Below are 20,570 nucleotides of genomic sequence, written 5' to 3'. Positions count from 1 at the left end.
GTCCAGGGGCCGTTCGCCGTGTCCCAGGTGCTTCGGCGATCGAACTGCGTTTGATGTTCCTGACCCTGTTCGAACTGAGTCAGGAACACCGAACGCAGTTCGATCCGAACGGTGGGCGGTTGCTCAGAGGTACTGGCCGGTGGGGCCGGTCTCGTCCTGACCCGGACCCGGCTGGCCCGGCATACCCGGCACGGTCGGCATGCCGCCGGGGCTGCCCGAGTGACCCATCGGCAGGCCGCGCCGCATCGCCTGCAGCTGTGCCTGGGCGGCCATCTGCTGGGCGACGATCGCGGTCTGGATGCCGTGGAACAGCCCCTCCAACCAGCCGACCAGCTGAGCCTGGGCGATGCGCAGCTCGGCGTCGGACGGGGCCTGCTCCTCGCTGAACGGCAGGGCGATCCGCTCCAGCTCCTCGACCAGGTCGTCGGAGAGCCCGTCCTTCAGCTCGGCGATCGAACGCCGGTGGATGTCGGCTAGCCGCTTGCGGCCCGCGTCGTCCAGCGGCGCGTTGCGGACCTCCTCCAGCAGCTGCTTGATCATCGACCCGATGCGCATCACCTTCGCCGGCTGCTCGACCTGGTCGGCGGGGTTCTGCCGGTCGTCCTCCTCGCCCTCCGCGGGCGGCGGCGCGGCCACCCCCATGCCGTCCGGGGTGACCACCACGATCCGCTGCTGCTCGTCCTGCTTCTGCTCCGGCTGCTGGGACTCGTCGTTCGACATGACCCCATCCTTACCCACGGTCCACGACCTCGACGCGGTGACAGACGCACGCCCAGAGGCCCACCACCGTTCGAGAGGCCCACCGATCACGGGCGGATCGGTAGGCCTCTCGGCGGACGCTGGGCCTCTCGGCGTTCGCCTGCGGGCGGGACGGTCAGTCCAGCCGGCGGCTCAGGACCGGCGGACGGGTGCGTACGGCGGCCGCGGCCAGCAGCGCGGCGAGCGCCGGCACCCCGATCACCACGCCGGCCAGCTCGAGCCACGGGATGACCAGCACCGTGCCCGACCGCATGCCGGCGCCCGTCACCGGGCCGGCGTCCGTCAGCGGGTACGTCGCCGCTACCCCCGGTACGACGCCGACCAGCAGCCCGACCACGCCGCCGACGAGCCCGATCACCGCCGCCTGGCACGCGGCGATGCTGCGACGGGTACGACCGCTCGCACCGACCGAGGCCAGCGTGGTCTGGTCGGCCCGGCTCTCGGCGTACGTCAGGGCCGCGGTGATCAGCGTGACCAGCAGCATGATCAGGCCCATCGCGAGCACCATGAGGCGGATGATCTGGGTGACCGGGTCGTTCGGACCGCGCTCGACCGAGAAGGACGCCGAGTCGGGCGCGCGGTCGGCGATCGCGCTCTCCAAGCCTGCGGAGAGGCCGCCCGGTGCCGAGACCAGCAGCCGGCTGGGTGTCGTGGGCCAGCCGTACCGACGAGCCGTCTCCGGTGTGACGATCAGTCCCCAGCCGCTCTGCAGCAGCGGTGAGCCCATCCGTGGGGTCACATGGATCGCGTCGAGGGCCACCTGCTGGGTCGGCCGGAACGCCTGGGCGGTGCCGTCGCGGTACGTCGCCGTGCCGCTCACCAGCCGAGTCACCGACTCCTGAGGAGAAGCACTCCCCGACACCTTGCCGTACGGCGCGCCGATGTGCAGGACGAGAGCACCACCGCGCTCCAGCCGCGCACGTTGGGAGCCGGACAGACCCGCGTACGCCTGAGCAAGTCCGGCGGGCATGGTGGCGATCGTGTTGGGAAACTCTGTGGAGCTCGGCGCGACGCACGGTTCGATGCCCGTGAGGATCTGCACCGGAGTGCACCCGTGCTGCGACACGACCACCGCCGGTCGGTCGCCGTCGCCACCGGAAGTACGTGCCGGGACGGCGACGGTACCGGTCTGGCCGGCGGCCGGCGTCTCGACCGCGGGTACTGAGGGCTGCCCGATCGTCGACACCGCCTCCACGGTGACGTTCGGGGCCTGCTTCCGGACGATCGCCGCCATCTCGTTCATGGCCGCGGGCGTGCCAGACGCGTACCCATACCCCAGGGGAGCCCCCGGCACGTAGTCCAGCCGCGCCTGCTTCCCGTCGCTCGTGCCGGAGATGGCCAGCGCCGTGGTCAGGGCGACCACCGCCAGCAGTGCGGTCACCCCGGACACCGACCGTCCGCGCTGGCGGCCGACGTCCCGGGTCGCGATGCGGGCGCTGAGCGGGAGCCAGCGCGCGGCCCGACCCACCGTCGACATGACCCACGGCAGACCCATCACGGCCCCGGCGAACAGGGCGAAGGCGGCGACGGCGACCAGGACCTCGCGGTGGTCGCCACCCGTACCGCGGACGACCTTGATCATCACCACCCCGCCGACGGCCGCCGTGGCGAGACCGAGCAGCGGCCAGCCGACGCGTACCCGCCGCGGCGACACCTGCCCGCGCAGCACCTGGACGAGGCTGGTGCGACTCGCGCGGATCGCCGGGACGAGCGCCGCGACCACCGCCGCGACCGTCCCGACCAGGACCAGGCCGGCCCCGTACGACCAGCGCAGGTCGAGCGGTCCCCACTCGGAGTCGGGGCGCTGCGCCTGGATGACCTTGATGGCCGCGAACCCGAGCGCACCTCCGGCGAGCACAGCGAGTGCGGAGGAGAAGGTGCCCAGGACGAGTGCGCGAGCGAGGACGTACCGGCGCAGCATCGCGCGGGTCGCGCCGTTGCTGCCGACCTGACCGAGCGCGTGCCGGTCCCGCGCGCCGCCCGAGGTGAAGGCGGGCCCCGCCATCAGGGCGGTCAGCAGGACGAGACCGGCGATCAGCAGAGTGATGACGAGCCGGTCCTGCCCGGACGACAGGTCGGTTCCGAGCTCGGCCGGTGTCTGCGCCGTGTCGGGATGGTGAAGGACGTACCGGCTCACCACGATTCCGCCGTACCGGTTGAGCTCCTGCACGTCGGCCCAGGTCACCGGGTCGGGACGGTCGAGGAGGTACTCCCCGGAGGCGTCCGTCGCGCTCGGTAGCCCGACCAGGTCGTCCTGCTGGGCGGTCGCCGTGCCGACGACGTGCAGGACGCGGGTCTTGGCGCCCTCGGAGACGTCGATGTCGCCCGACGTCGGGATGCCCGCGCGTTCGCCGCGCGGCGAGACGAGCACCTCGTCGTCGGCCGTCGGCCAGCGACCCGAGGTGAGGGTCGCCATGCCTCGGTACGCGTGGTCGCGGCCGTCGATGCCGAGAACGGACGCTCGTGGCCGGCGCTCGCCGAGGTCGACCCGTAGCTCGGCGCGTCCGCGGGGGACGACGTGGCCGCCGGTCACCTTCTCGATGGACGCGGCCGACGGGATGTCGGCGCCGGTCCCGTCCGTGGGCTGCGCGCGCTGGCCCGGGAAGAGCGCTGCCTTCGGGTCACCGGGCAGGTTGCCCGCGATGAACCCCGCGCCGTCCTGGATCATGCGCGAGCCCGAGCCGTCGAACCGCAGGAGCGCCTGCGAAGCGCCCATGTCGCGGGTGATGGTCTCGCGCGGCGACGCGTCCTGGGTGAACAGGATGGTCGCGCCGGCCGACACGACGAGGGTGGGCAGACCCACCAGCAGGGCGACCAGGAGTGTCCGGCCCCAGTGGCGGCGGGCGTCGCGGCGGGCGAGCCGGACCATCAGCCGCCAGCTGCTCCACCACGACATCCGACCGGTCGACGTGAGCTCCCCCGAGCTGTCCACGTCAGGCTCCTGCCGTCAGGAGGGACTCGGGCGAGGCCGGGTCACCGGTGGTGTCGACGACCTTGCCGTCGCGCAGGAACACCACCCGGTCGGCCCACGCGGCGTGCCGGGCCTCGTGGGTGACGAGCAGACCGGCGGCGCCGTCGTCGCAGCGCTCGCGCAGCACGCGCAGCACGGCCTCGCCGGTGGTCGAGTCGAGCGCGCCGGTCGGCTCGTCGGCCAGGACCAGGCGACGCTCGCCGACGAGCGCGCGGGCGATCGCCGCACGCTGCTGCTGACCGCCCGACATCTCCTCGGGGAAACGACTGGCAAGATCGCGAATTCCCACGGACTCCAACGCATCTGACGCCTGCCGACGCGCCGTACGAGCGGACACGCCGTCCAGCTCCAGCGGCAGGGCGACGTTCTCCACCGCCGTCAGCGACGGGATGAGGTTGAGGTCCTGGAAGACGAAACCGAGACGTCTGCGCCGCAGTGCCGCGAGCTCGCGCGGTGAGAGGGAGGCGAGGTCCTGACCCTCGACGAGGACCTGGCCCTGGTCCGGCAGGTCGAGCGCTCCGGCGACGTTGAGGAGTGTCGACTTGCCGGACCCGCTCGGTCCCATGACGGCGACGAGCTCGCCCGGTGCGACGCTCAGGCTGACGCCGTCGAGCGCGATCACCCGGGCCTCGCCCTCGCCGTGGACCCGGGTCACGTCGGCGAGCTGCAGCATGGGCGCGGTCATCGCGTGGCCTCCGCATCCGTCGTACGGCGGTGGCCGGCCGTGCTGCTGGCGTCCGGCCGGGTCGGTCGGACCCGTGCCAGGCGGGACTCGATGTGGTCCAGCCAGCGGATCTCGGCCTCGGCCTGGAAGACCAGGCTCTCCAGCACGAGGCTCCAGGCGAGGTCCTCGGTGGCGTCGACCTTCAGCCGGGTGAGGTCGCGCAGGTGCCGCATGGTCGCCGTGCGCTGGGTCTGGACGACGGACGGTACGTCGACGCCCGGCAGCGTGACCGCGAGCGCGAGCTTGATGGCGAGCTCGTCCCGCGGCGTCTGGCCGCGGTCGACTGGGGCCGACCACCAGCGCTGCACCTCCGCGCGCCCGGCGGTGGTGAGGCGGTACTCGATCCGACCCTCCTCGTCCGCCGCACCGGACGCCTCGACGAAGCCGTCGCGCTCCAGCCGGGACAGGGTCGTGTAGACCTGCCCGACGTTGAGCGGCCAGGTGCCGCCGGTGCGTGACTCGAACTCCTGGCGCAGCTGCGCGCCGTACATGGGGCTGCTCGCGAGTAGTGCGAGCAGCGAATGTTTGACAGACATGCGGACCCCCGTGGCCTGCGTGAATACTCGGTATGCCCGGACTGGGCAGGATATGTATACCGAGTATCACCCGGCCCGGTCAAGCACTCGCCCCTCCGGCAAAAGCTGGTCGACTGCACAGGTATGCCTGTGCCGGCGACCAGCTTTCGCCGGAGGATGCAGCGCAGCTCGCCCCCGTTGGCAAAGGGTGGTGGGTTACACACGCATGCGTGTGCTGGTGACCACCTTTTGCCGGGGGGTTGGCCGGGGTCAGAGGGTGAGCAGGACCTTGCCGATGTGGGAGGACCCCTGCAGCAGCCGGTGCGCGTCGGCGGCCTGCGCCAGCGGCATCCGGGCGTGGACGATCGGACGCACCCGCCCCGCCTCGATCAGCGGCCAGACGTGCTCGCGTACGGCGGCCACGATGGTCGCCTTCTCCGGGCGCGGCCGGGCGCGCAGTGACGTGGCGATCACGGCGGCACGCTTGCCGAGCAGGGCGGCGATGTCGAGCTCACCCTTCGTGCCGCCCTGCATGCCGATGATGACGAGCCGGCCGCTGGTGGCGAGGGCGTCGACGTTGCGGCCAAGGTACTTCGCCCCCATCACGTCGAGGATGACGTTCGCGCCGGATCCGTCTGTGGCAGAACGGATCTCGTCGACGAAGTCCTGCTCCTTGTAGTTGATCAGGATGTCGGCGCCGAGCTTCGCGCACGCGTCCAGCTTCTCCTGCGTACCGGCCGTCACCGCGACCCGTGCGCCGACGGCGTGAGCGAGCTGGATCGCCATCGTGCCGATGCCGCTGGAGCCGCCGTGCACGAGGAAGACCTCCTCGGGCTGGAGGTTCGCGGTGAGGAACACGTTGGACCACACGGTCGAGGTGACCTCCGGCAGCGCGGCGGCGTCCACCAGGTCGACGCCCTCGGGCACGGGCAGCAGCTGCCCGACGGGTACGGCGACCTGCTCGGCGTACCCGCCGCCGGCCAGCAGCGCGCACACCCGGTCGCCGACCGACCAGCCCTCGACGCCGTCACCGATCCGGCTGATCGTCCCGCTGACCTCCAGGCCCGGCAGCTCGGACTCGCCCTTCGGGGGCGGGTAGAACCCCTGGCGCTGCATCAGGTCGGCGCGGTTGACGCCGGCGGCGGCGACATCGACGAGCACCTCGCCCTCGCGCAGCTCGGGGGCGGGTACCTCGGCGAGGGTCAGTACGTCCTCGTCGCCGAACGTCGGAAGCGTGATCGCCTGCACCCGACCGACGCTAACGCTCCTCGTCGAGGGCAGCGAGGTCGGCCGGTTCGTCGACGTCGGCGGTGACGGCCGCGGGTAGGGCCAGCTCGGTCACGACGAGCGCGTCCAGCAGCCGGCGCATCGGGGCGTTCGCCGTGGGGCTGGGGAGTGCGACCCGTACGGCGTCGGTGCGGTACGCCGCGAGCAGCGGCTGGCGGCGTCCCGCCGGGTCAGCCGCGGCGACGGCTTCGACGGTCGGATTGCGGTCGAGAGTGGCGACGAGCTCCGAGACGGCCCGACCCGCGTACGGCATGTCCCCGGCGACGAGGGCGAAGGAGGCGGTGCCGATGAGGGGAAGTGCCGCCTCGACCGCGGCGAGAGGCCCTGCGAACAATGGCGATTCGCGTGTCCACGCGGCATCGCGGACCGTACGCCGCTGCTCGCCGACGGCGACCACTGGCCAGTCCGGAGGCAGGTCGGCGAGCAGATGGTCGAGCACGGTCGAACCCCGGAACGGCGCGCGCGTCTTGTCGCTGCCGAACCGACTCGATCGGCCCCCGCACAGCACGACCACGGTGACGTCCATGGGTTCCACGCTAGAGGAGTGGGCGGGCCTCGGCTCGGTGTGTCTTGCCGAGCGCTCCAGTGCTCGGTAAGACACACCGTCTCGCCTCAGCGGTCGCGGCGGTCGTCCACATCCGGGCGGTTCGGGGAGCGTCGTCCACAGGGTCGTTCGGGAGCACGACAGCCGCGCGGGGCGGTGCCACGTTCTACGCCATGACCACACAGCCGGTACCTCACCGCCGAGGACGGGAGACGCGGGCTCAGCGCGAGGTGGTCGTCGCGGGTTGGCGAGCCGCGCAGGGTGGAGTCGTGTCCCGGCGGCAGCTGCGAGAGAGCGGAGTCGACCGGTTCGGTGTCCGCAACGAGGGCGCTGCAGGTCGGTGGCCTCATCGGGCGACACACGGTGGCAGTCGGCGAGGTGACGGCCCGCGGTCGTCTGTGGACCGCCTTGATCGAGACCGGCAGTGCGAGCGTGCTCGACGGCGCCGCTTCGCTGGTCGCGGCCGGCCTCACAGGGTTCTCGCTGCGCACCATCGACGTCTCCGTCCCGCCGGGCCGGCGACCGCCTCGTCCGGTCGGTGTGACCGTCCATCAGCTGCGCGACGTCGGGTCCGTCGTCGACCGCGCGCCGCCCCGGTCATCCGTTGTCGTCGGGCTGGCCGACGGTCGGTCGGCCATCGTCGCCGGCGCCCGAGGACGGGTGCCCGGCACACCGGGTGGCCTGCTCCCGCGGGTGGAGACGGCACGAGCCGCCGTACGGGCAGCCCTGTGGGCGCGGAGCGACCGTGAGGCCGCGCTGGTCCTGGCGATGGTGGTGCAGCAACGACTGGTCGATCCGGCGGCGTTGTCGGCGCAGTGGGCGGTGCTCCGTCGCGGTCGTCGGTCCCGGCTGATCGATGTGGTCGTCCAGGACATCTGCAACGGTGCCCGGGCGCTGAGCGAGCTCGACTTCGCGGCGGAGTGCCGTCGGCGCGGCCTGCCGCGCCCCAGCCGGCAGAGCGTGCGCCGACTGCCGGGTCGGACGGCCTACCTGGACGTGGAGTTCGAGCAGTACGGCTTCGCGGTCGAGATCGACGGCGCGCACCACGGCGGGGCGGAGCGGACGACTTCGGACGCGTTGCGCCAGAACGACGTCGTCATCGCCGGCACCCAGGTGCTGCGCATCCCGGTCCTCGGCTACCGCTTGCGGCGTGATGAATTCATGGACCAGGTGGAGCAATGTCTCGTCGCGCGTGGTTGGCGGCGTTCGGTGTGTCTTACCGAGCGCTCCAGTGCTCGGTAAGCCATGCCGAAGGAGGCCCTGGGGCCGGCCGCCCGGCGCGGGACCTCAGCGGTGGCCGAGGCGGCGCGACAGGTCAGCTGCCGCGCGGCGTACGGCGTCGACGACCTCCTCCCGCTCGGCCGGCGCGACGCGCTCGTACGGGTAGGTCACGGCGATGCCTGCGGCCGGGAGCCCGTTGTGGTCGAGCGCCGCCGCTCCGACGGATGCCAGCCCGGGTGTCACGGAGTCCTGCTCGATCGCGTACCCGCGCGTGCGGACCTGGGACAGCTCCGAGCGCAGCGCCGTGAGCGACGTCGGGCCCCGGCCGTGCCGCTGGACGAAGTCGTCGCGCGAGGCGAAGAGCGCCCGTACCTGCTGCGGGGGTAGCACCGCGAGGATCGCTAGCCCGGACGCGGTGAGCTGCGCAGGCAGGCGTACGCCGACGTCGGTGACCAGCGACGGCCGGCCCTGGGCACGCTCCTCGATCACGTACAGGACATCTCGGCCGTGCAGCACGACGAGGTGGGCGTTGTGAGTGGTCCGGTCGACGAGCCGGGAGAGCACCGGCCGCGAGATCCGTTGCAGCGGAGCCTGCCGGGAGTACGCGGACCCGAGCTCGAACGCCGCGACCCCGAGGCCCCAGCGCTGGTCGTCGCCGAGATGGCTCACGAAGCCGGCGTCCCGCAGGACGTTCAGCAGGTGGTACGTCGAGGAGCGGGCCAGGCCGAGGTCGCGGGCGATCGCGGCCGCCGGCATCGGCTCGGCGTGCCGGGCGAGCAGCTGCAGGACGGCCAGCGCTTGCGCGGCGGCGGGTGCGTTGCTCATCGTGCGTTCTCCGCGGAGTCAGGGTCGAGACGATGGTGCCAGGCCACCACGTCCCATGATGACCTCCGACGGCCGCCGTGTCTCGCATCCGAGACAGGCGGATCGCTCCGGTGGTCGCGAGCGGATGCCGGTCGGCGGTGCAATGGGAGGCATGACCAGCCCCGTACCCGCCGAGGTCGCTGTCGGCACCGGCCCGCTCTCGTTCGAGGACGTCGTCGCCGTCGCCCGCCACGACGCCCCGGTGCGCCTGTCCGACGAGGCGCTGACCGCCGTACGTCGGTCGCGCGCCGTCATCGAGGACCTCGCCTCCGACCCGATCCCGCACTACGGCGTCTCGACCGGGTTCGGTGCGCTCGCGACCAAGCACATCCCGCTGGAGCTGCGCGCCCAGCTGCAGCGCAGCCTGGTCCGCTCACACGCCGCGGGCTCCGGCCCGGAGGTCGAGCGCGAGGTCGTGCGCGCGACCATGCTGCTGCGCCTGTCGACCCTGGCGACCGGCCACACCGGCGTCCGCGAGGAGACCGCCCAGGCGTACGCGCAGCTGCTCAACGCCGGCCTCACGCCGGTGGTGCACGAGTACGGCTCGCTCGGCTGCTCCGGTGACCTCGCCCCGCTGGCCCACTGCGCGCTCGCGGTGATGGGCGAGGGCCAGGTCCGCGACCGCGACGGCAAACTGCGTGATACCGCAGAGGCTTTGCAGGACAACGACATCCAGCCGGTCCAGCTGGCCGAGAAGGAGGGCCTTGCCCTCATCAACGGCACCGACGGGATGCTCGGCCAGCTCGTCCTCGCCATCACCGACCTCCGTCGGCTGCTCAAGACGGCCGACATCACGGCGGCCATGTCGGTCGAGGGCTTGCTCGGTACGGACGACGTCTTCGCGGCCGACCTGCACGAGATCCGTCCGCACCCGGGTCAGGCACTGAGTGCGGCCAACCTACGAAAGGTCATGGCGGACAGCCAGATTCGTGAGTCGCACCGCGACCCCGAGGCGTGCACCCGAGTCCAGGACGCGTACTCGCTGCGCTGCTCGCCGCAGGTGGCCGGCGGCGCGCGCGACACCGTCGAGCACGCCGCGCAGGTCGCCGGCCGTGAGCTGGCCGCCGCGATCGACAACCCGGTCGTGACCCGTGACGGTCGCGTCGAGTCGAACGGCAACTTCCACGGCGCGCCCGTCGCGTACGTGCTCGACTTCCTGGCGATCGTCGCGGCGGACGTGGCGAGCATCAGCGAGCGGCGAACGGACCGGTTCCTCGACGCGGCGCGCAACCACGGGCTGCACCCGTTCCTCGCCGACGACCCGGGCGTCGACTCCGGTCACATGATCGCGCAGTACACCCAGGCGGCCATCGTCTCGGAGATGAAGCGGCTCGCCGCCCCCGCCTCCGTGGACTCCATCCCCTCCAGCGCGATGCAGGAGGACCACGTCTCGATGGGCTGGTCGGCGGCCCGCAAGCTGCGGCGCTCGGTCGACGGCCTGACCCGCGTCCTCGCGGTCGAGCTGCTCACCGCCGCCCGGGCGCTGGACCTGCGCGCACCGCTCACGCCCGCCCCGGCGACGGCCGCCGTCGTCGCGGCGCTGCGGGAGACGACCGAGGGTCCGGGCACCGACCGGTTCCTCGCGCCCGAGATCGAGAACGCCGTGCAGCTCGTGGCCACCGGCGCCGCGCTCGCCGCGGCCGAGACCGTGACGGGTCCGCTGCAATGAGCACGCCGGGCCGGGTCCGCGTCGGCGTGTACGCCGTGTGCGTCCGCGACGACCGGCTGCTGCTGGTCCACCAGGTCTCGCCCGGGCCGGCGCAGGACCGGTGGACCCTGCCCGGCGGCGGGCTGGACTACGGGGAGAGCCCGGCAGACGGCGTACGCCGCGAGGTCCGCGAGGAGACCGGCTGCGAGGTCTCCGTCGGGCGGATCCTCGGTGTGGACGACGCCGTCCAGCCGGGCTGGGACGGCGTCGAGCGGCACGGTATCCGGCTGATGTTCCACGCCACCCTCGAAGGCGAGCCCGTCTCGCCGGACGACGGCGAGATCGACGAGGTCGGTTGGTTCCCGATCGACGCGCTGCCCGAGAACGCCACGGTCTGGGCCGCCCAGGTCCACGACCTTCTCGACACCACGACTGCGACCGCCTTGCGCGGCTGAGCACGGAGGAGACTGACATGGAAGGTGCACGGCCCGTACGGGCGAACCGCGGGACGCAGCTGACGGCACGGTCCTGGACCACCGAGGCCCCGCTGCGGATGCTGCAGAACAACCTCGACCCCGAGGTGGCCGAGCGGCCGGACGACCTGGTCGTGTACGGCGGCACCGGCCGGGCGGCGCGCGACTGGAAGTCGTTCGACGCGATGGTCCGCACGCTCACCACGCTCAAGCCGGACGAGACGATGCTGGTGCAGTCCGGCCGTCCCGTCGGCGTCATGCAGACGCACGAGTGGGCGCCGCGCGTCCTCATCGCGAACTCGAATCTTGTGGGTGACTGGGCGAACTGGCCGGAGTTCCGCCGCCTGGAGCAGCTCGGCCTGACGATGTACGGGCAGATGACCGCCGGCTCGTGGATCTACATCGGCACCCAGGGCATCGTCCAGGGCACGTACGAGACGTTCGCCGCGGTGGCCGAGAAGCGGTTCAACGGAACGCTCGCCGGGACACTGACCCTCACCGGCGGCTGCGGCGGCATGGGCGGTGCGCAGCCGCTGGCCGTCACGCTGAACGGCGGTGCCTGCCTCATCGTGGACGTCGACGAGTCCCGGCTGCGGCGTCGCGTCGAGCACCGCTACCTCGACGAGGTCGCCGACTCGCTCGACGACGCGATCGACAAGGCGGTCGCGGCCAAGAACGAGAAGCGCGGCTGGTCGGTCGGCGTCGTCGGCAACGCGGCCGAGATCTTCCCCGAGCTGCTGCGCCGCGGCGTCCCGATCGACATCGTCACCGACCAGACGTCCGCGCACGACCCGCTGTCGTACCTGCCCGAGGGCATCGAGCTCGGCGACTGGCACGAGTACGCCGACAAGAAGCCCGAGGAGTTCACCGACCGGGCGCGGGCGTCGATGGCCAAGCACGTGCAGGCGATGGTGGAGTTCCAGGACGCCGGCGCCGAGGTGTTCGACTACGGCAACTCGATCCGTGACGAGGCCCGCCAGGGTGGGTACGACCGGGCGTTCGCGTTCCCCGGGTTCGTGCCGGCGTACATCCGGCCGCTGTTCTGCGAGGGCAAGGGCCCGTTCCGCTGGGCGGCGCTCTCGGGCGACCCGAAGGACATCGCCGTCACCGACAAGGCGGTGCTCGACCTGTTCCCGGACAACGAGCGCCTGCACACCTGGATCAAGGGCGCCCAGGAGCGGATCGCGTTCCAGGGCCTGCCGGCGCGCATCTGCTGGCTCGGCCAGGGGGAGCGCGACAAGGCCGGTCTGGCGTTCAACGACCTCGTCCGGTCGGGCGAGATCTCGGCGCCGATCGTGATCGGCCGCGACCACCTGGACACCGGTTCGGTCGCCTCGCCGTACCGCGAGACCGAGGCGATGGCCGACGGCTCGGACGCGATCGCCGACTGGCCGCTGCTGAATGCGCTGGTCAACACCAGCTCCGGCGCGTCGTGGGTGTCGATCCACCACGGCGGCGGCGTCGGCATCGGCCGGTCCATCCACGCGGGCCAGGTGTCGCTGGCCGACGGTACGGACCTCGCCGCGGAGAAGCTCGCTCGCGTGCTGACCAACGACCCCGCGATGGGCGTGATCCGCCACGTCGACGCCGGGTACGACATCGCCGAGCAGACCGCCGAGGCCCAGGACATCCGCATCCCCATGCGCGAGGTCTGAGCCGAACCCTCCCTGGTTGAGCCGCGACTTCGCTGGTTGAGCCGCGACTTCGCTGGTTGAGCCGCGCCCTCGCTGGTTGGGCCGGGCCGGAGCGCTAGCGAAGGGCCGTGTCGAAACCTGGTGCCGTACGGGGAGACTCTCCCTGACGGTCGCGTGGTTTCGACACGAGCTCGGCTGGCGCCTCGCTCGGCTCAACCAGCGGTTGGCCCAGCCGGCGGTTGGCTCAGCCGGCGGGGTCGGTGACGTCGGCGACCCGGGCGTCCAGGACGCGTACGACGTCGTCGGCCTCCGCTGTCACGGCCACCCCGTGCGCGCCCGCGCCCAGCGAGACCGTCCGGCCGCTCATGGTCACGTCGGCGACCACCGGCCACGCGGTCGTCGAGCCGAAGGGCGTGATGGTGCCCCGCTCGTACCCGGTCGCCTCCCGCGCGGTGTCGGCGTCGGGCATCGACAGCCGGTTCACGCCGAGGACCGATCGCAGCTTGGGCCAGGAGATCTGCCGGTCGCCGGGCACGAGCACCAGCACGTACTCACCCTCCGCGCGGCGTACGACCAGCGTCTTGATGATGTCGCGCGGCTCGACGCCACGCGCTGCGGCCGCTTCCTCCAGCGACCCGACCCGCCCGTGCCGGGTGATCGTGTGCTCGATGCCCGACTCGCTCAGCGCGGCCGCGGCCCGTTCCTCGCCGGATGCCGTCATGCCCGTCAGCGTAGACCGGCGCCCCTGTCTCGGATCCGAGACGTCAGGACCGCAGGACGCCGCGATCCGCAGGCCGGATGCGGTGTGATGGACCGGTGAGTGCGCTGACCGAGTTCGACCGGATGTGGGCCGAGATCCTGCCCGTGGGACGTGACGGCGGGACGGGCGGCTACCGACGGTTCGCCTGGACCCGCGACGACCACACCCTGCGCGAGTGGTTCGCCGGCGAGTGCGCGCAGCGCGGTCTGGACCTCACCGAGGACCGCATGGGCAACCAGTGGGCCTGGTGGGGCGACCCCGACGCGGCGCCCGGTGTCGTCATCGGCTCGCACCTGGACTCGGTGCCCGACGGCGGGGCGTACGACGGCCCGCTCGGCGTCGTGAGCGCGCTCGCCGTGATCGACGCGTTGCGGGCCGACGGTTTCGCGCCCACCGTGCCGCTCGGGGTCGTCAACTTCGTCGACGAGGAGGGCGCCCGGTTCGGTGTCGCGTGTGCCGGTTCGCGGGTCATCACCGGCGCCATGACCGCCGACCGGGCGCTGGGTCTGAAGGACGCCGACGGCCGCACCATGGCAGAGGCGCTGGAGACCGCCGGACGACGTACCGACATCGGCCGCGACGACGAGACCCTGCGCCGCATCGGCACGTTCGTCGAGCTGCACGTCGAGCAGGGACGCGCGCTCGCCGACCTGGATCCCGCCACGTCGGCCGTCGCGGTCGGGACGGACATCTGGCCGCACGGGCGGTGGCGGATCGACTTCGCCGGTGAGGCCAACCACGCGGGCACCACTCGCCTCGAGGACCGCCACGACGCCATGCTCGGGTACGCGCAGACCGTCCTGGCCGCGAGAACCGTTGCGCAGCAGCGTGGTTGCGTCGCCACGATGGGCAAGGTCGTCGTCGACCCGAACGGCGTCAACGCGATCCCGTCCCGCGTGACCGGCTGGCTGGACGCGCGTGGTCCGGTCGACAACGACGTACGCCGGGCCGTGGCCGACGTGACCGAGGCGGCGGAGCAGCACGGCGGCACGGTCGCCGAGGAGTCGTGGACGGGCACGACGACCTTCGACCCGGCTCTCGCGCAACGGATGCGGGACCTACTGGGTGGCGGTGCGCCCATGCTCGGCACCGGAGCCGGCCACGACGCCGGCATCCTCGCCAACGCCGGCATCTCGACCGGGATGCTGTACGTCCGCAACCCCACCGGTGTGTCCCACTCGCCCGAGGAGTTCGCCGAGGCAGCCGACTGTCACGCGGGGGTGGAGGCGCTCGCGACCGTCGTCCGAGGGCTCGCGTCATGACGACGTACTGGGCCGAGAACGGCCTGCTGCCAACGGGCATCGCATCGTCGGTCCGTCTCGAGATCGAGGGCGGACGGTTCGCCGCGGTCACTCCGGAGCAGCCGCAGGGCGACGCGCAACGACTGCCCGGCGTCGTCGTCCCCGGCCTAGCCAACTGCCACAGCCACGCGTTCCACCGAGCCCTGCGCGGACGAACCCACCACGGCGGCGGCACGTTCTGGACCTGGCGCGAGGGCATGTACTCCGTTGCCGCACAGCTCGATCCGGACTCCTACCTCGCCCTCGCCCGCGCCACGTACGCCGAGATGGCTCTCGCGGGAGTCACATCGGTGGGGGAGTTCCACTACGTCCACCACCAGCCGGACGGGACGCCGTACGACGACCCCAACGCCATGGGTGAGGCGCTGCGGCAGGCCGCGCGCGAGGCCGGTGTCCGGCTGACGCTCCTCGACACGTGCTACCTCGCCGGCGGGCTCGGCGCCGGCGACCACGACCCCCTGAGCAGCCGGCAGCTCCGCTTCGGGGACGGCGACGCGGACGTCTGGGCGTCACGAGTCTCGGCCCTGACCGCTGACGCGAGCACCGTGATCGGCGCCGCGATCCACTCCGTGCGGGCCGTGCCACGCGATCAGATTCCCACCGTGGTGGAGGCGGCACGGGGCCGCCCGCTGCACGTGCACCTGTCCGAGCAGCCCGCCGAGAACGACGCCTGCCTGGTCACGTACGGCCGTACGCCCACCGCTCTGCTCGGCGCGGCGGGTGCCCTCGGCCCGATGACGACGGCCGTGCACGCGACGCACCTGACCGGTGACGACGTCGCGATGCTCGGCCGCACCGGTACGACCGCGTGCTTCTGCCCGACCACGGAACGGGACCTCGCCGACGGGATCGGTCCAGCCCGGCGCCTGGCCGACGCGGGCGCCCCACTCAGCCTCGGCTCGGACCAGCACGCGGTCATCGACCTCTTCGAGGAGGCGCGGGCACTGGAGATGCACGAGCGGCTCGTCACCCGGCAGCGAGGCAGGTTCACGCCGAACGAGCTGCTGCGGGCGGCGACCGGGCACGGCTCGATCGGGTGGGCGGACACGGGGGTGATCGAGGTCGGTGCACGGGCGGATCTCGTGGCGATCCGGCTGGACTCGGTACGGACGGCCGGATCCGCCGCGGACCAGGTGCTGCTGAGCGCGACCGCCGCCGACGTCGACACGGTCATCCGGGACGGCGAGGTCGTCGTCGAGGGCGGCCAGCACCGGCTCGGTGACGTCGGCCGCCTGCTCACCGACGCGATCGACCCCCTCTGGAGGAACGCATGACCGCCACACTCGTCACCGGGATCGGCGAGCTCGTCACCAACGACCCGGCCCACGACGGACCGCTCGGGCTGGTCCACGACGCCGCGCTCGTCGCCACCGACGGTCGCGTCAGCTGGGTCGGTCGGTCGCAGGACGCACCCGACGCCGACCGCCGCGTCGACCTCGAGGGCCGTGCTGTCGTCCCCGGGTTCGTCGACAGCCACTCGCACCTGGTCTTCGCGGGTGACCGGTCGGCCGAGTTCGCCGCGCGCATGACCGGTGAGCCGTACGACGGCGGCGGCATCGCGGTCTCCGTCGAGGCGACCAGGGCCGCGAGCGACGACGAGCTGCGGGTGCTCCTGGCGAGGCGGGTCGCCGAGATGCGCGCCCAGGGCACCACCACGATCGAGATCAAGAGCGGGTACGGCCTCGACGTCACCCACGAGGAACGCGCACTCCGGCTGGCGCGCGAGCTCACCGACGAGACCACGTTCCTCGGTGCGCACGTGGTGCCGCCGGAGGCCCGGGACGACCGGGCCGCGTACGTCGACCTCGTCGTCGGCGACATGCTCACCGCCTGCGCACCGCACGCCCGGTGGATCGACGTGTTCTGCGAGCCGCACAGCGCCCACGCGTTCACCGAGGAGGAGTCGCGGCGGGTGCTCCGGGCCGGCCTGGACGCGGGCCTGCTCGCCCGAGTCCACGGCAACCAGCTCGGCCCGGGGCCCGGCGTCGGACTCGCCGTCGAGCTCGGTGCCGCGTCCGTCGACCACTGCACGTACCTGTCGGACGACGACGTCGATGCGCTCTGCGGGAGCGACACCGTGGCGACGCTGCTGCCGGGCGTGGAGTTCTCGACGCGCTCGCCGTACCCCGACGCGCGCCGGCTGCTCGACGCCGGCGTCACCGTCGCGCTGGCCAGCGACTGCAACCCCGGCACGTGCTACTCCAGCTCGATCCCGCTCGCGATCGCGCTGGCGGTGCGCGAGATGGGGATGACGCCGGCCGAGGCGCTGCAGGCCGCGACGCTCGGCAGTGCCCGGTCCCTGCGCCGGGACGACGTCGGTCACCTGCGGGTGGGCGCCCGGGCCGACCTGACGGTCCTGGACGCGCCGTCGTACCTGCACATCCCGTACCGCGTCGGCGTCCCCCTCGCCCGCGCCCTGGACCTCTGAGAACCCGGCCGCCCGCCCTGCTCCCGGCAGAAGTTGACGGGTTGCACAGGCATGCGTGTGCCGGCCGCCAGCTTTTGCCGGTGGTGGTGGGGGCGGCGAGGGGACGTCAGACCGTGGGCTGACGCCGGGGCACGCGCCTCTGCCTACGCTGCTGGGGTGAACGTGGACAGCCGGTACGACGTGCTCCGGCGGCGCCCTCGGCTGCTGGACGGGATCATCGTCGGCGGCCTGCTGCTGACGACCTCGCTCGTCCTGGCCGTCTGGTCGTGGTGGCTCACCCTGCTCAGCGCGGCCATCGTCGTCCCGCTGTGGTGGCGCAGGACCCATCCGGTCGCCGCTGCCGGGGCGATGGCCGTCTTCTGCGTCCTTCAGCTCGCGACGCACGAGAGCGTCCTGCCGGCCGACATCGCCCCGCTGCTCGCCATCTACGCGACGGCGGCGTACGGCGTGACGCGACGGCGGCGTCTGATCGGACTGGCGCTCGGCGTCGCAGGCGCCCTGATCGGCGGGCTGCGCTGGGGCCTGCTGGGGTCGGTGGCGACCTGGGAGGACTACGCCCTGCGCGTCGTGATCTGCACGGTCGCCCTGGGCATGAGTGCGGTCGGCGCGTGGATCCTCGGCGACCTCCTGCGGTCCCGGCGGGCGGTGCTCAGCCGGCTCCAGGAGCAGAACGCCGCGCTCGAGCGCGACCAGGAGCAGCGGGCCGCGCTCGCCGCGCAGGACGAACGCTCACGGATCGCCCGCGAGATGCACGACGTCGTCGCGCACTCCCTGTCCGTGGTCGTCGTGCAGGCGGACGGGGGCGCGTACGCCGCACGGTCCGGCTCGCGCGAGGCGACGACCGCGCTGGAGGCCGCCACGACCACGCTGGAGACCATCGCGGCCACGGCGCGTGAGGCGCTCGCCGAGACGCGCCGGCTCGTCGGGGTGCTTCGAGCGCCGGACGCCGGGCTGGAGCTGGCGCCGCAGGCCGGGCTCGACGCGATCGCCGACGTCGTCGAGCGGACGACGGCGGCCGGCGTCCCCACCACGCTCGAGTCGACCGGCGAGCGGGCGCCGGTCCCGCGCGACGCCGAGCTGGCGGCGTACCGCGTGGTGCAGGAGTCGCTGACCAACGTCATGAAGCACGCCGGCCCGGGCGCAACCGCCCACGTGCGGCTCGACCACACCCCGGACGGCCTCATCGTCGCCGTGACCGACGACGGCCTCGGTGCGGCGGTGGCGCACGACGGTGCCGGCCACGGCATCCTGGGCATGCGCGAGCGCGTCACCGTGTACGGCGGCACCCTCCACGCAGGCCCACGCCGCGGGCCCGGGTTCGCTGTCACCGCAACCATTCCCGTGTCGTCGGACGTGCCGGCGCCCACCACCACAGGAGCAGCCTCATGACCGACGGCGACATCGGCGTCTTCCTCGTCGACGACCAGGCGCTCGTCCGCGCGGGCTTCCGGATGGTCCTCGAGGCGGAGCCCGGTACGGCCGTCCTCGGCGAGGCCGCGGACGGGCAGGCCGCGGTCGACAGCCTGACGCTGATGCGAGCCGACGTCGTGCTGATGGACGTCCGGATGCCGCGGCTGGACGGCGTCGAGGCGACCCGGCGGATCTGCGCGCGGCCGGACGCGCCCGCCGTCCTCGTCCTGACCACCTTCGACCTCGATGAGTACGCCTTCGCCGCGCTGAAGGCGGGTGCGGCCGGGTTCCTCCTGAAGGACGCGGGGCCGGCGGACCTGCTCGCGGCGATCCGGACGGTGCACGCGGGCGACGCCGTCGTCGCGCCGTCCACCACTCGGCGGCTGATCGACCAGTTCTCCGAGCACCTACCCGATGGCGAGGACGCTCCCGCCGGCGGCGATCGTCTGGCCGCGCTGACCGAGCGGGAGCGGGAGGTGCTCGTCGCCGTCGGACGCGGCCTGTCCAACTCCGAGATCGCGGCCGACCTGTTCGTCGCCGAGGCCACCGTCAAGACGCACATCGGCCGCATCCTGGCCAAGCTCGGCCTGCGCGACCGGGTGCAGATGGTCGTGCTGGCGTACGAGACCGGCCTGGTGCGCGTCCGCGGCTGAGCGGCGGGCCCGGCCTCGGCGGTGCGGGGCCGCCGAGGCCGGCGCGTTCGATCAGCAGTCCGGCAGCGGCTCGAAGCGGTAGCCCTTGCTGCTGAGTCGACGCAGCACCTGGTCCAGCGCCTGCACGGTCTGGGACCGGTCGCCGCCGCCGTCGTGCATCAGGATGACCGATCCCGGCTTCGTGTGCGAGATCACCTCGGCTGCAATGGCTTTCGCGCCGGGACGCGTCCAGTCGCGGGTGTCGACGTCCCAGAGGGCGACGCTCTCCCCACGGGACGTCACCGCCGTCCGCACGGTCCGGTCGACCGCTCCGAACGGTGGCCGGACACAGCGCGGCGCCTCACCGAGCGCGGCCGCCGTACGGTCGAGCTGGTCGGCCAGCTGGGGCGGCGTCAGGCGGGTGAGATCGCTGTGGTCCCAGCTGTGCCCGCCGATCCGGTGCCCCGCCGCGCGGACCTGACGCACCAGGTCCGGGTGCGCCGCGGCCTGGGTGCCGATCTCGAAGAAGGTCGCGTGCGCGTCGTACCGGGCGAGCAGACCCAGGACCTGCGGCGTCCAGCGCGGGTCCGGTCCGTCGTCGAAGGTGAGGTACGCGATCCGTCCGGGCGTCGTACGCCCTGCTCCACCGGCCGTGGGCGGCAGCGGTCGGACCTGCGGGCGCGTTGGCCGGTCGTCCGCGGCGGCAGCGGGCGACCGCGGCACGGGGTGGGCTGCAGGTCGAGCCGGCGTTGCCGACGCGTACGTCGAACGAGCTCGGCCGGCCGGACCACTCGACGTGGTCGGGCCCTCCGCGCCGTTCGCGGCGACGGCCGTCCAGACGGCCGAGGCGGTGACAAGGGTGGTGGCCGCGGCCAGCACGGCGGCTGCGGTCCTGCGTACGGACATGACTCACTCCCGATCGCGCCGCGTGCCCGGCCGCCCGAGTGGTCGGCCCCCGAGAGCAGCGGTGCGTCACCGCCACAGACGCCGCGGCCCGCAGGCGGGTTGGGTCACGTCTTGTGAGACCTCGCACACGCGCGAAGGGCGCCCTCCCCGTCGGGGAGAGCGCCCTTCGTCCGTGGCCCGCGGATCAGCCGGGCTCGAAGTTGTACTTCACCTTGTCGCCGTCGACGCCGGTGACCACGGCGTCGAACTTCTGCTTCGTGCCGTTGACCTCGATGTCGCAGTCGGCCTTCGCGCCCTTCTCGGCCTTGAGGTCGTCATGGCACTCGACCTTGCCGAACTTGGCGTTCGGGGCGCGTTGCTGCAAGACGGACTTCAGCTGCTTCTCGACCTGGCCGTTGTCGACCTCCTTGGAGCAGCCGGCCAGACCGAAGGTGAGGACCACTCCGGCCGCGGCCGCGGCGAGCGAGCGTCGTGCAGGGGACATGGGCTTCCT

At 72.8% G+C, this 20,570-nt stretch carries 19 protein-coding genes; 9 read left to right on the top strand and 10 right to left on the bottom strand.

The features are described from left to right. Nucleotides 1-123: 123 nt before the first annotated feature. The 6 genes from P4R38_RS19410 to mobA all read right to left on the bottom strand — a co-directional run bounded on the left by P4R38_RS19410 (nt 124) and on the right by mobA (nt 6,782). Nucleotides 124-720: a bacterial proteasome activator family protein gene (locus P4R38_RS19410; RefSeq protein ID WP_277193622.1), complete on the bottom strand. Its 597-nt coding sequence runs from the start codon at nt 718-720 to the stop codon at nt 124-126. Between the two features lie 154 nt (nt 721-874). After that, nucleotides 875-3,691, bottom strand: a complete 2,817-nt coding sequence (locus P4R38_RS19405) for an FtsX-like permease family protein (RefSeq protein WP_277193621.1) — start codon at nt 3,689-3,691, stop codon at nt 875-877. Nucleotide 3,692: 1 nt separating this feature from the next. Continuing rightward, nucleotides 3,693-4,415, bottom strand: coding sequence for an ABC transporter ATP-binding protein (locus tag P4R38_RS19400; RefSeq protein ID WP_277193620.1), 723 nt, complete (start codon nt 4,413-4,415; stop codon nt 3,693-3,695). Continuing rightward, a complete protein-coding gene (locus P4R38_RS19395; RefSeq protein ID WP_277193619.1) occupies nt 4,412-4,990 on the bottom strand; it encodes a PadR family transcriptional regulator in 579 nt (192 codons plus the stop codon). The genes P4R38_RS19400 and P4R38_RS19395 overlap by 4 nt, the downstream gene beginning before the upstream one ends. A 249-nt stretch (nt 4,991-5,239) precedes the next feature. Further along, nucleotides 5,240-6,217: an NAD(P)H-quinone oxidoreductase gene (locus P4R38_RS19390; protein WP_277193618.1), complete on the bottom strand. Its 978-nt coding sequence runs from the start codon at nt 6,215-6,217 to the stop codon at nt 5,240-5,242. Nucleotides 6,218-6,227: 10 nt separating this feature from the next. Next, nucleotides 6,228-6,782 (bottom strand): molybdenum cofactor guanylyltransferase, encoded by a 555-nt coding sequence (gene mobA, locus P4R38_RS19385; RefSeq protein WP_277193616.1) that lies wholly within the window; start codon nt 6,780-6,782, stop codon nt 6,228-6,230. A 381-nt stretch (nt 6,783-7,163) separates the two neighbouring features. On the opposite strand from mobA, the gene P4R38_RS19380 reads away from it, so the two are divergent. Beyond that, the gene (locus tag P4R38_RS19380; RefSeq protein ID WP_277193615.1) at nt 7,164-8,042 is read left to right on the top strand and encodes a hypothetical protein; all 879 of its coding nucleotides are present in this window, start codon (nt 7,164-7,166) and stop codon (nt 8,040-8,042) included. Nucleotides 8,043-8,087: 45 nt separating this feature from the next. On the opposite strand, the gene P4R38_RS19375 is transcribed toward P4R38_RS19380, so the two are convergent. Then, complete coding sequence (locus P4R38_RS19375; RefSeq protein WP_277193614.1) at nt 8,088-8,846, bottom strand: IclR family transcriptional regulator; 759 nt, start codon at nt 8,844-8,846, stop codon at nt 8,088-8,090. Nucleotides 8,847-8,997: 151 nt separating this feature from the next. Here P4R38_RS19375 and hutH point away from each other — a divergent pair, with 151 nt between their 5' ends. From hutH to hutU, 3 genes are read left to right on the top strand one after another with little or no spacing between them, the layout of a single operon-like run. After that, nucleotides 8,998-10,554: a histidine ammonia-lyase gene (gene hutH / locus P4R38_RS19370; RefSeq protein ID WP_275237355.1), complete on the top strand. Its 1,557-nt coding sequence runs from the start codon at nt 8,998-9,000 to the stop codon at nt 10,552-10,554. Further along, a complete protein-coding gene (locus tag P4R38_RS19365; protein WP_277193613.1) occupies nt 10,551-10,988 on the top strand; it encodes an NUDIX hydrolase in 438 nt (145 codons plus the stop codon). Before hutH ends, P4R38_RS19365 begins: the two co-directional genes overlap by 4 nt. Before the next feature lie 17 nt (nt 10,989-11,005). Then, complete coding sequence (hutU, locus tag P4R38_RS19360) at nt 11,006-12,661, top strand: urocanate hydratase (RefSeq protein WP_277193612.1); 1,656 nt, start codon at nt 11,006-11,008, stop codon at nt 12,659-12,661. Nucleotides 12,662-12,884: 223 nt separating this feature from the next. Here hutU and P4R38_RS19355 read toward each other — a convergent pair whose 3' ends face one another. Further along, entirely contained in the window at nt 12,885-13,361 is a 477-nt protein-coding gene (locus tag P4R38_RS19355; protein WP_277193611.1) for an aminoacyl-tRNA deacylase, read from the bottom strand. A 104-nt stretch (nt 13,362-13,465) separates the two neighbouring features. Between P4R38_RS19355 and P4R38_RS19350 the strand changes: the two genes are divergently transcribed. The 5 genes from P4R38_RS19350 (at nt 13,466) to P4R38_RS19330 (ending at nt 19,192) form a co-directional block, all read left to right on the top strand. Next, on the top strand, nt 13,466-14,662 hold the full coding sequence (locus tag P4R38_RS19350) for an allantoate amidohydrolase (RefSeq protein WP_277193640.1): 1,197 nt from the start codon (nt 13,466-13,468) through the stop codon (nt 14,660-14,662). Continuing rightward, nucleotides 14,659-15,975, top strand: coding sequence for a formimidoylglutamate deiminase (locus P4R38_RS19345; RefSeq protein WP_277193609.1), 1,317 nt, complete (start codon nt 14,659-14,661; stop codon nt 15,973-15,975). Before P4R38_RS19350 ends, P4R38_RS19345 begins: the two co-directional genes overlap by 4 nt. Next, nucleotides 15,972-17,129, top strand: a complete 1,158-nt coding sequence (gene hutI / locus P4R38_RS19340; protein ID WP_277193608.1) for an imidazolonepropionase — start codon at nt 15,972-15,974, stop codon at nt 17,127-17,129. The genes P4R38_RS19345 and hutI overlap by 4 nt, the downstream gene beginning before the upstream one ends. 156 nt (nt 17,130-17,285) lie before the next feature. Continuing rightward, nucleotides 17,286-18,518 carry a sensor histidine kinase gene (locus tag P4R38_RS19335; RefSeq protein WP_277193607.1) on the top strand — a complete coding sequence of 411 codons (1,233 nt, stop codon included), beginning with the start codon at nt 17,286-17,288 and terminating at the stop codon, nt 18,516-18,518. Next, nucleotides 18,515-19,192, top strand: a complete 678-nt coding sequence (locus P4R38_RS19330) for a response regulator transcription factor (RefSeq protein ID WP_277193606.1) — start codon at nt 18,515-18,517, stop codon at nt 19,190-19,192. The genes P4R38_RS19335 and P4R38_RS19330 overlap by 4 nt, the downstream gene beginning before the upstream one ends. A gap of 51 nt (nt 19,193-19,243) precedes the next feature. Here P4R38_RS19330 and P4R38_RS19325 read toward each other — a convergent pair whose 3' ends face one another. Together P4R38_RS19325 and P4R38_RS19320 are read right to left on the bottom strand one after the other, a co-directional pair. Further along, nucleotides 19,244-20,077: a polysaccharide deacetylase family protein gene (locus P4R38_RS19325; protein ID WP_277193605.1), complete on the bottom strand. Its 834-nt coding sequence runs from the start codon at nt 20,075-20,077 to the stop codon at nt 19,244-19,246. Between the two features lie 184 nt (nt 20,078-20,261). Then, nucleotides 20,262-20,561, bottom strand: coding sequence for a DUF4333 domain-containing protein (locus tag P4R38_RS19320; RefSeq protein ID WP_277193604.1), 300 nt, complete (start codon nt 20,559-20,561; stop codon nt 20,262-20,264). Nucleotides 20,562-20,570 lie beyond the last annotated feature (9 nt).

The organism is Luteipulveratus flavus, from assembly GCF_029439465.1.
GTDB classification, from domain to species: domain Bacteria; phylum Actinomycetota; class Actinomycetes; order Actinomycetales; family Dermatophilaceae; genus Luteipulveratus; species Luteipulveratus flavus.
This window is presented reverse-complemented; position numbering and strand designations above follow the sequence as displayed.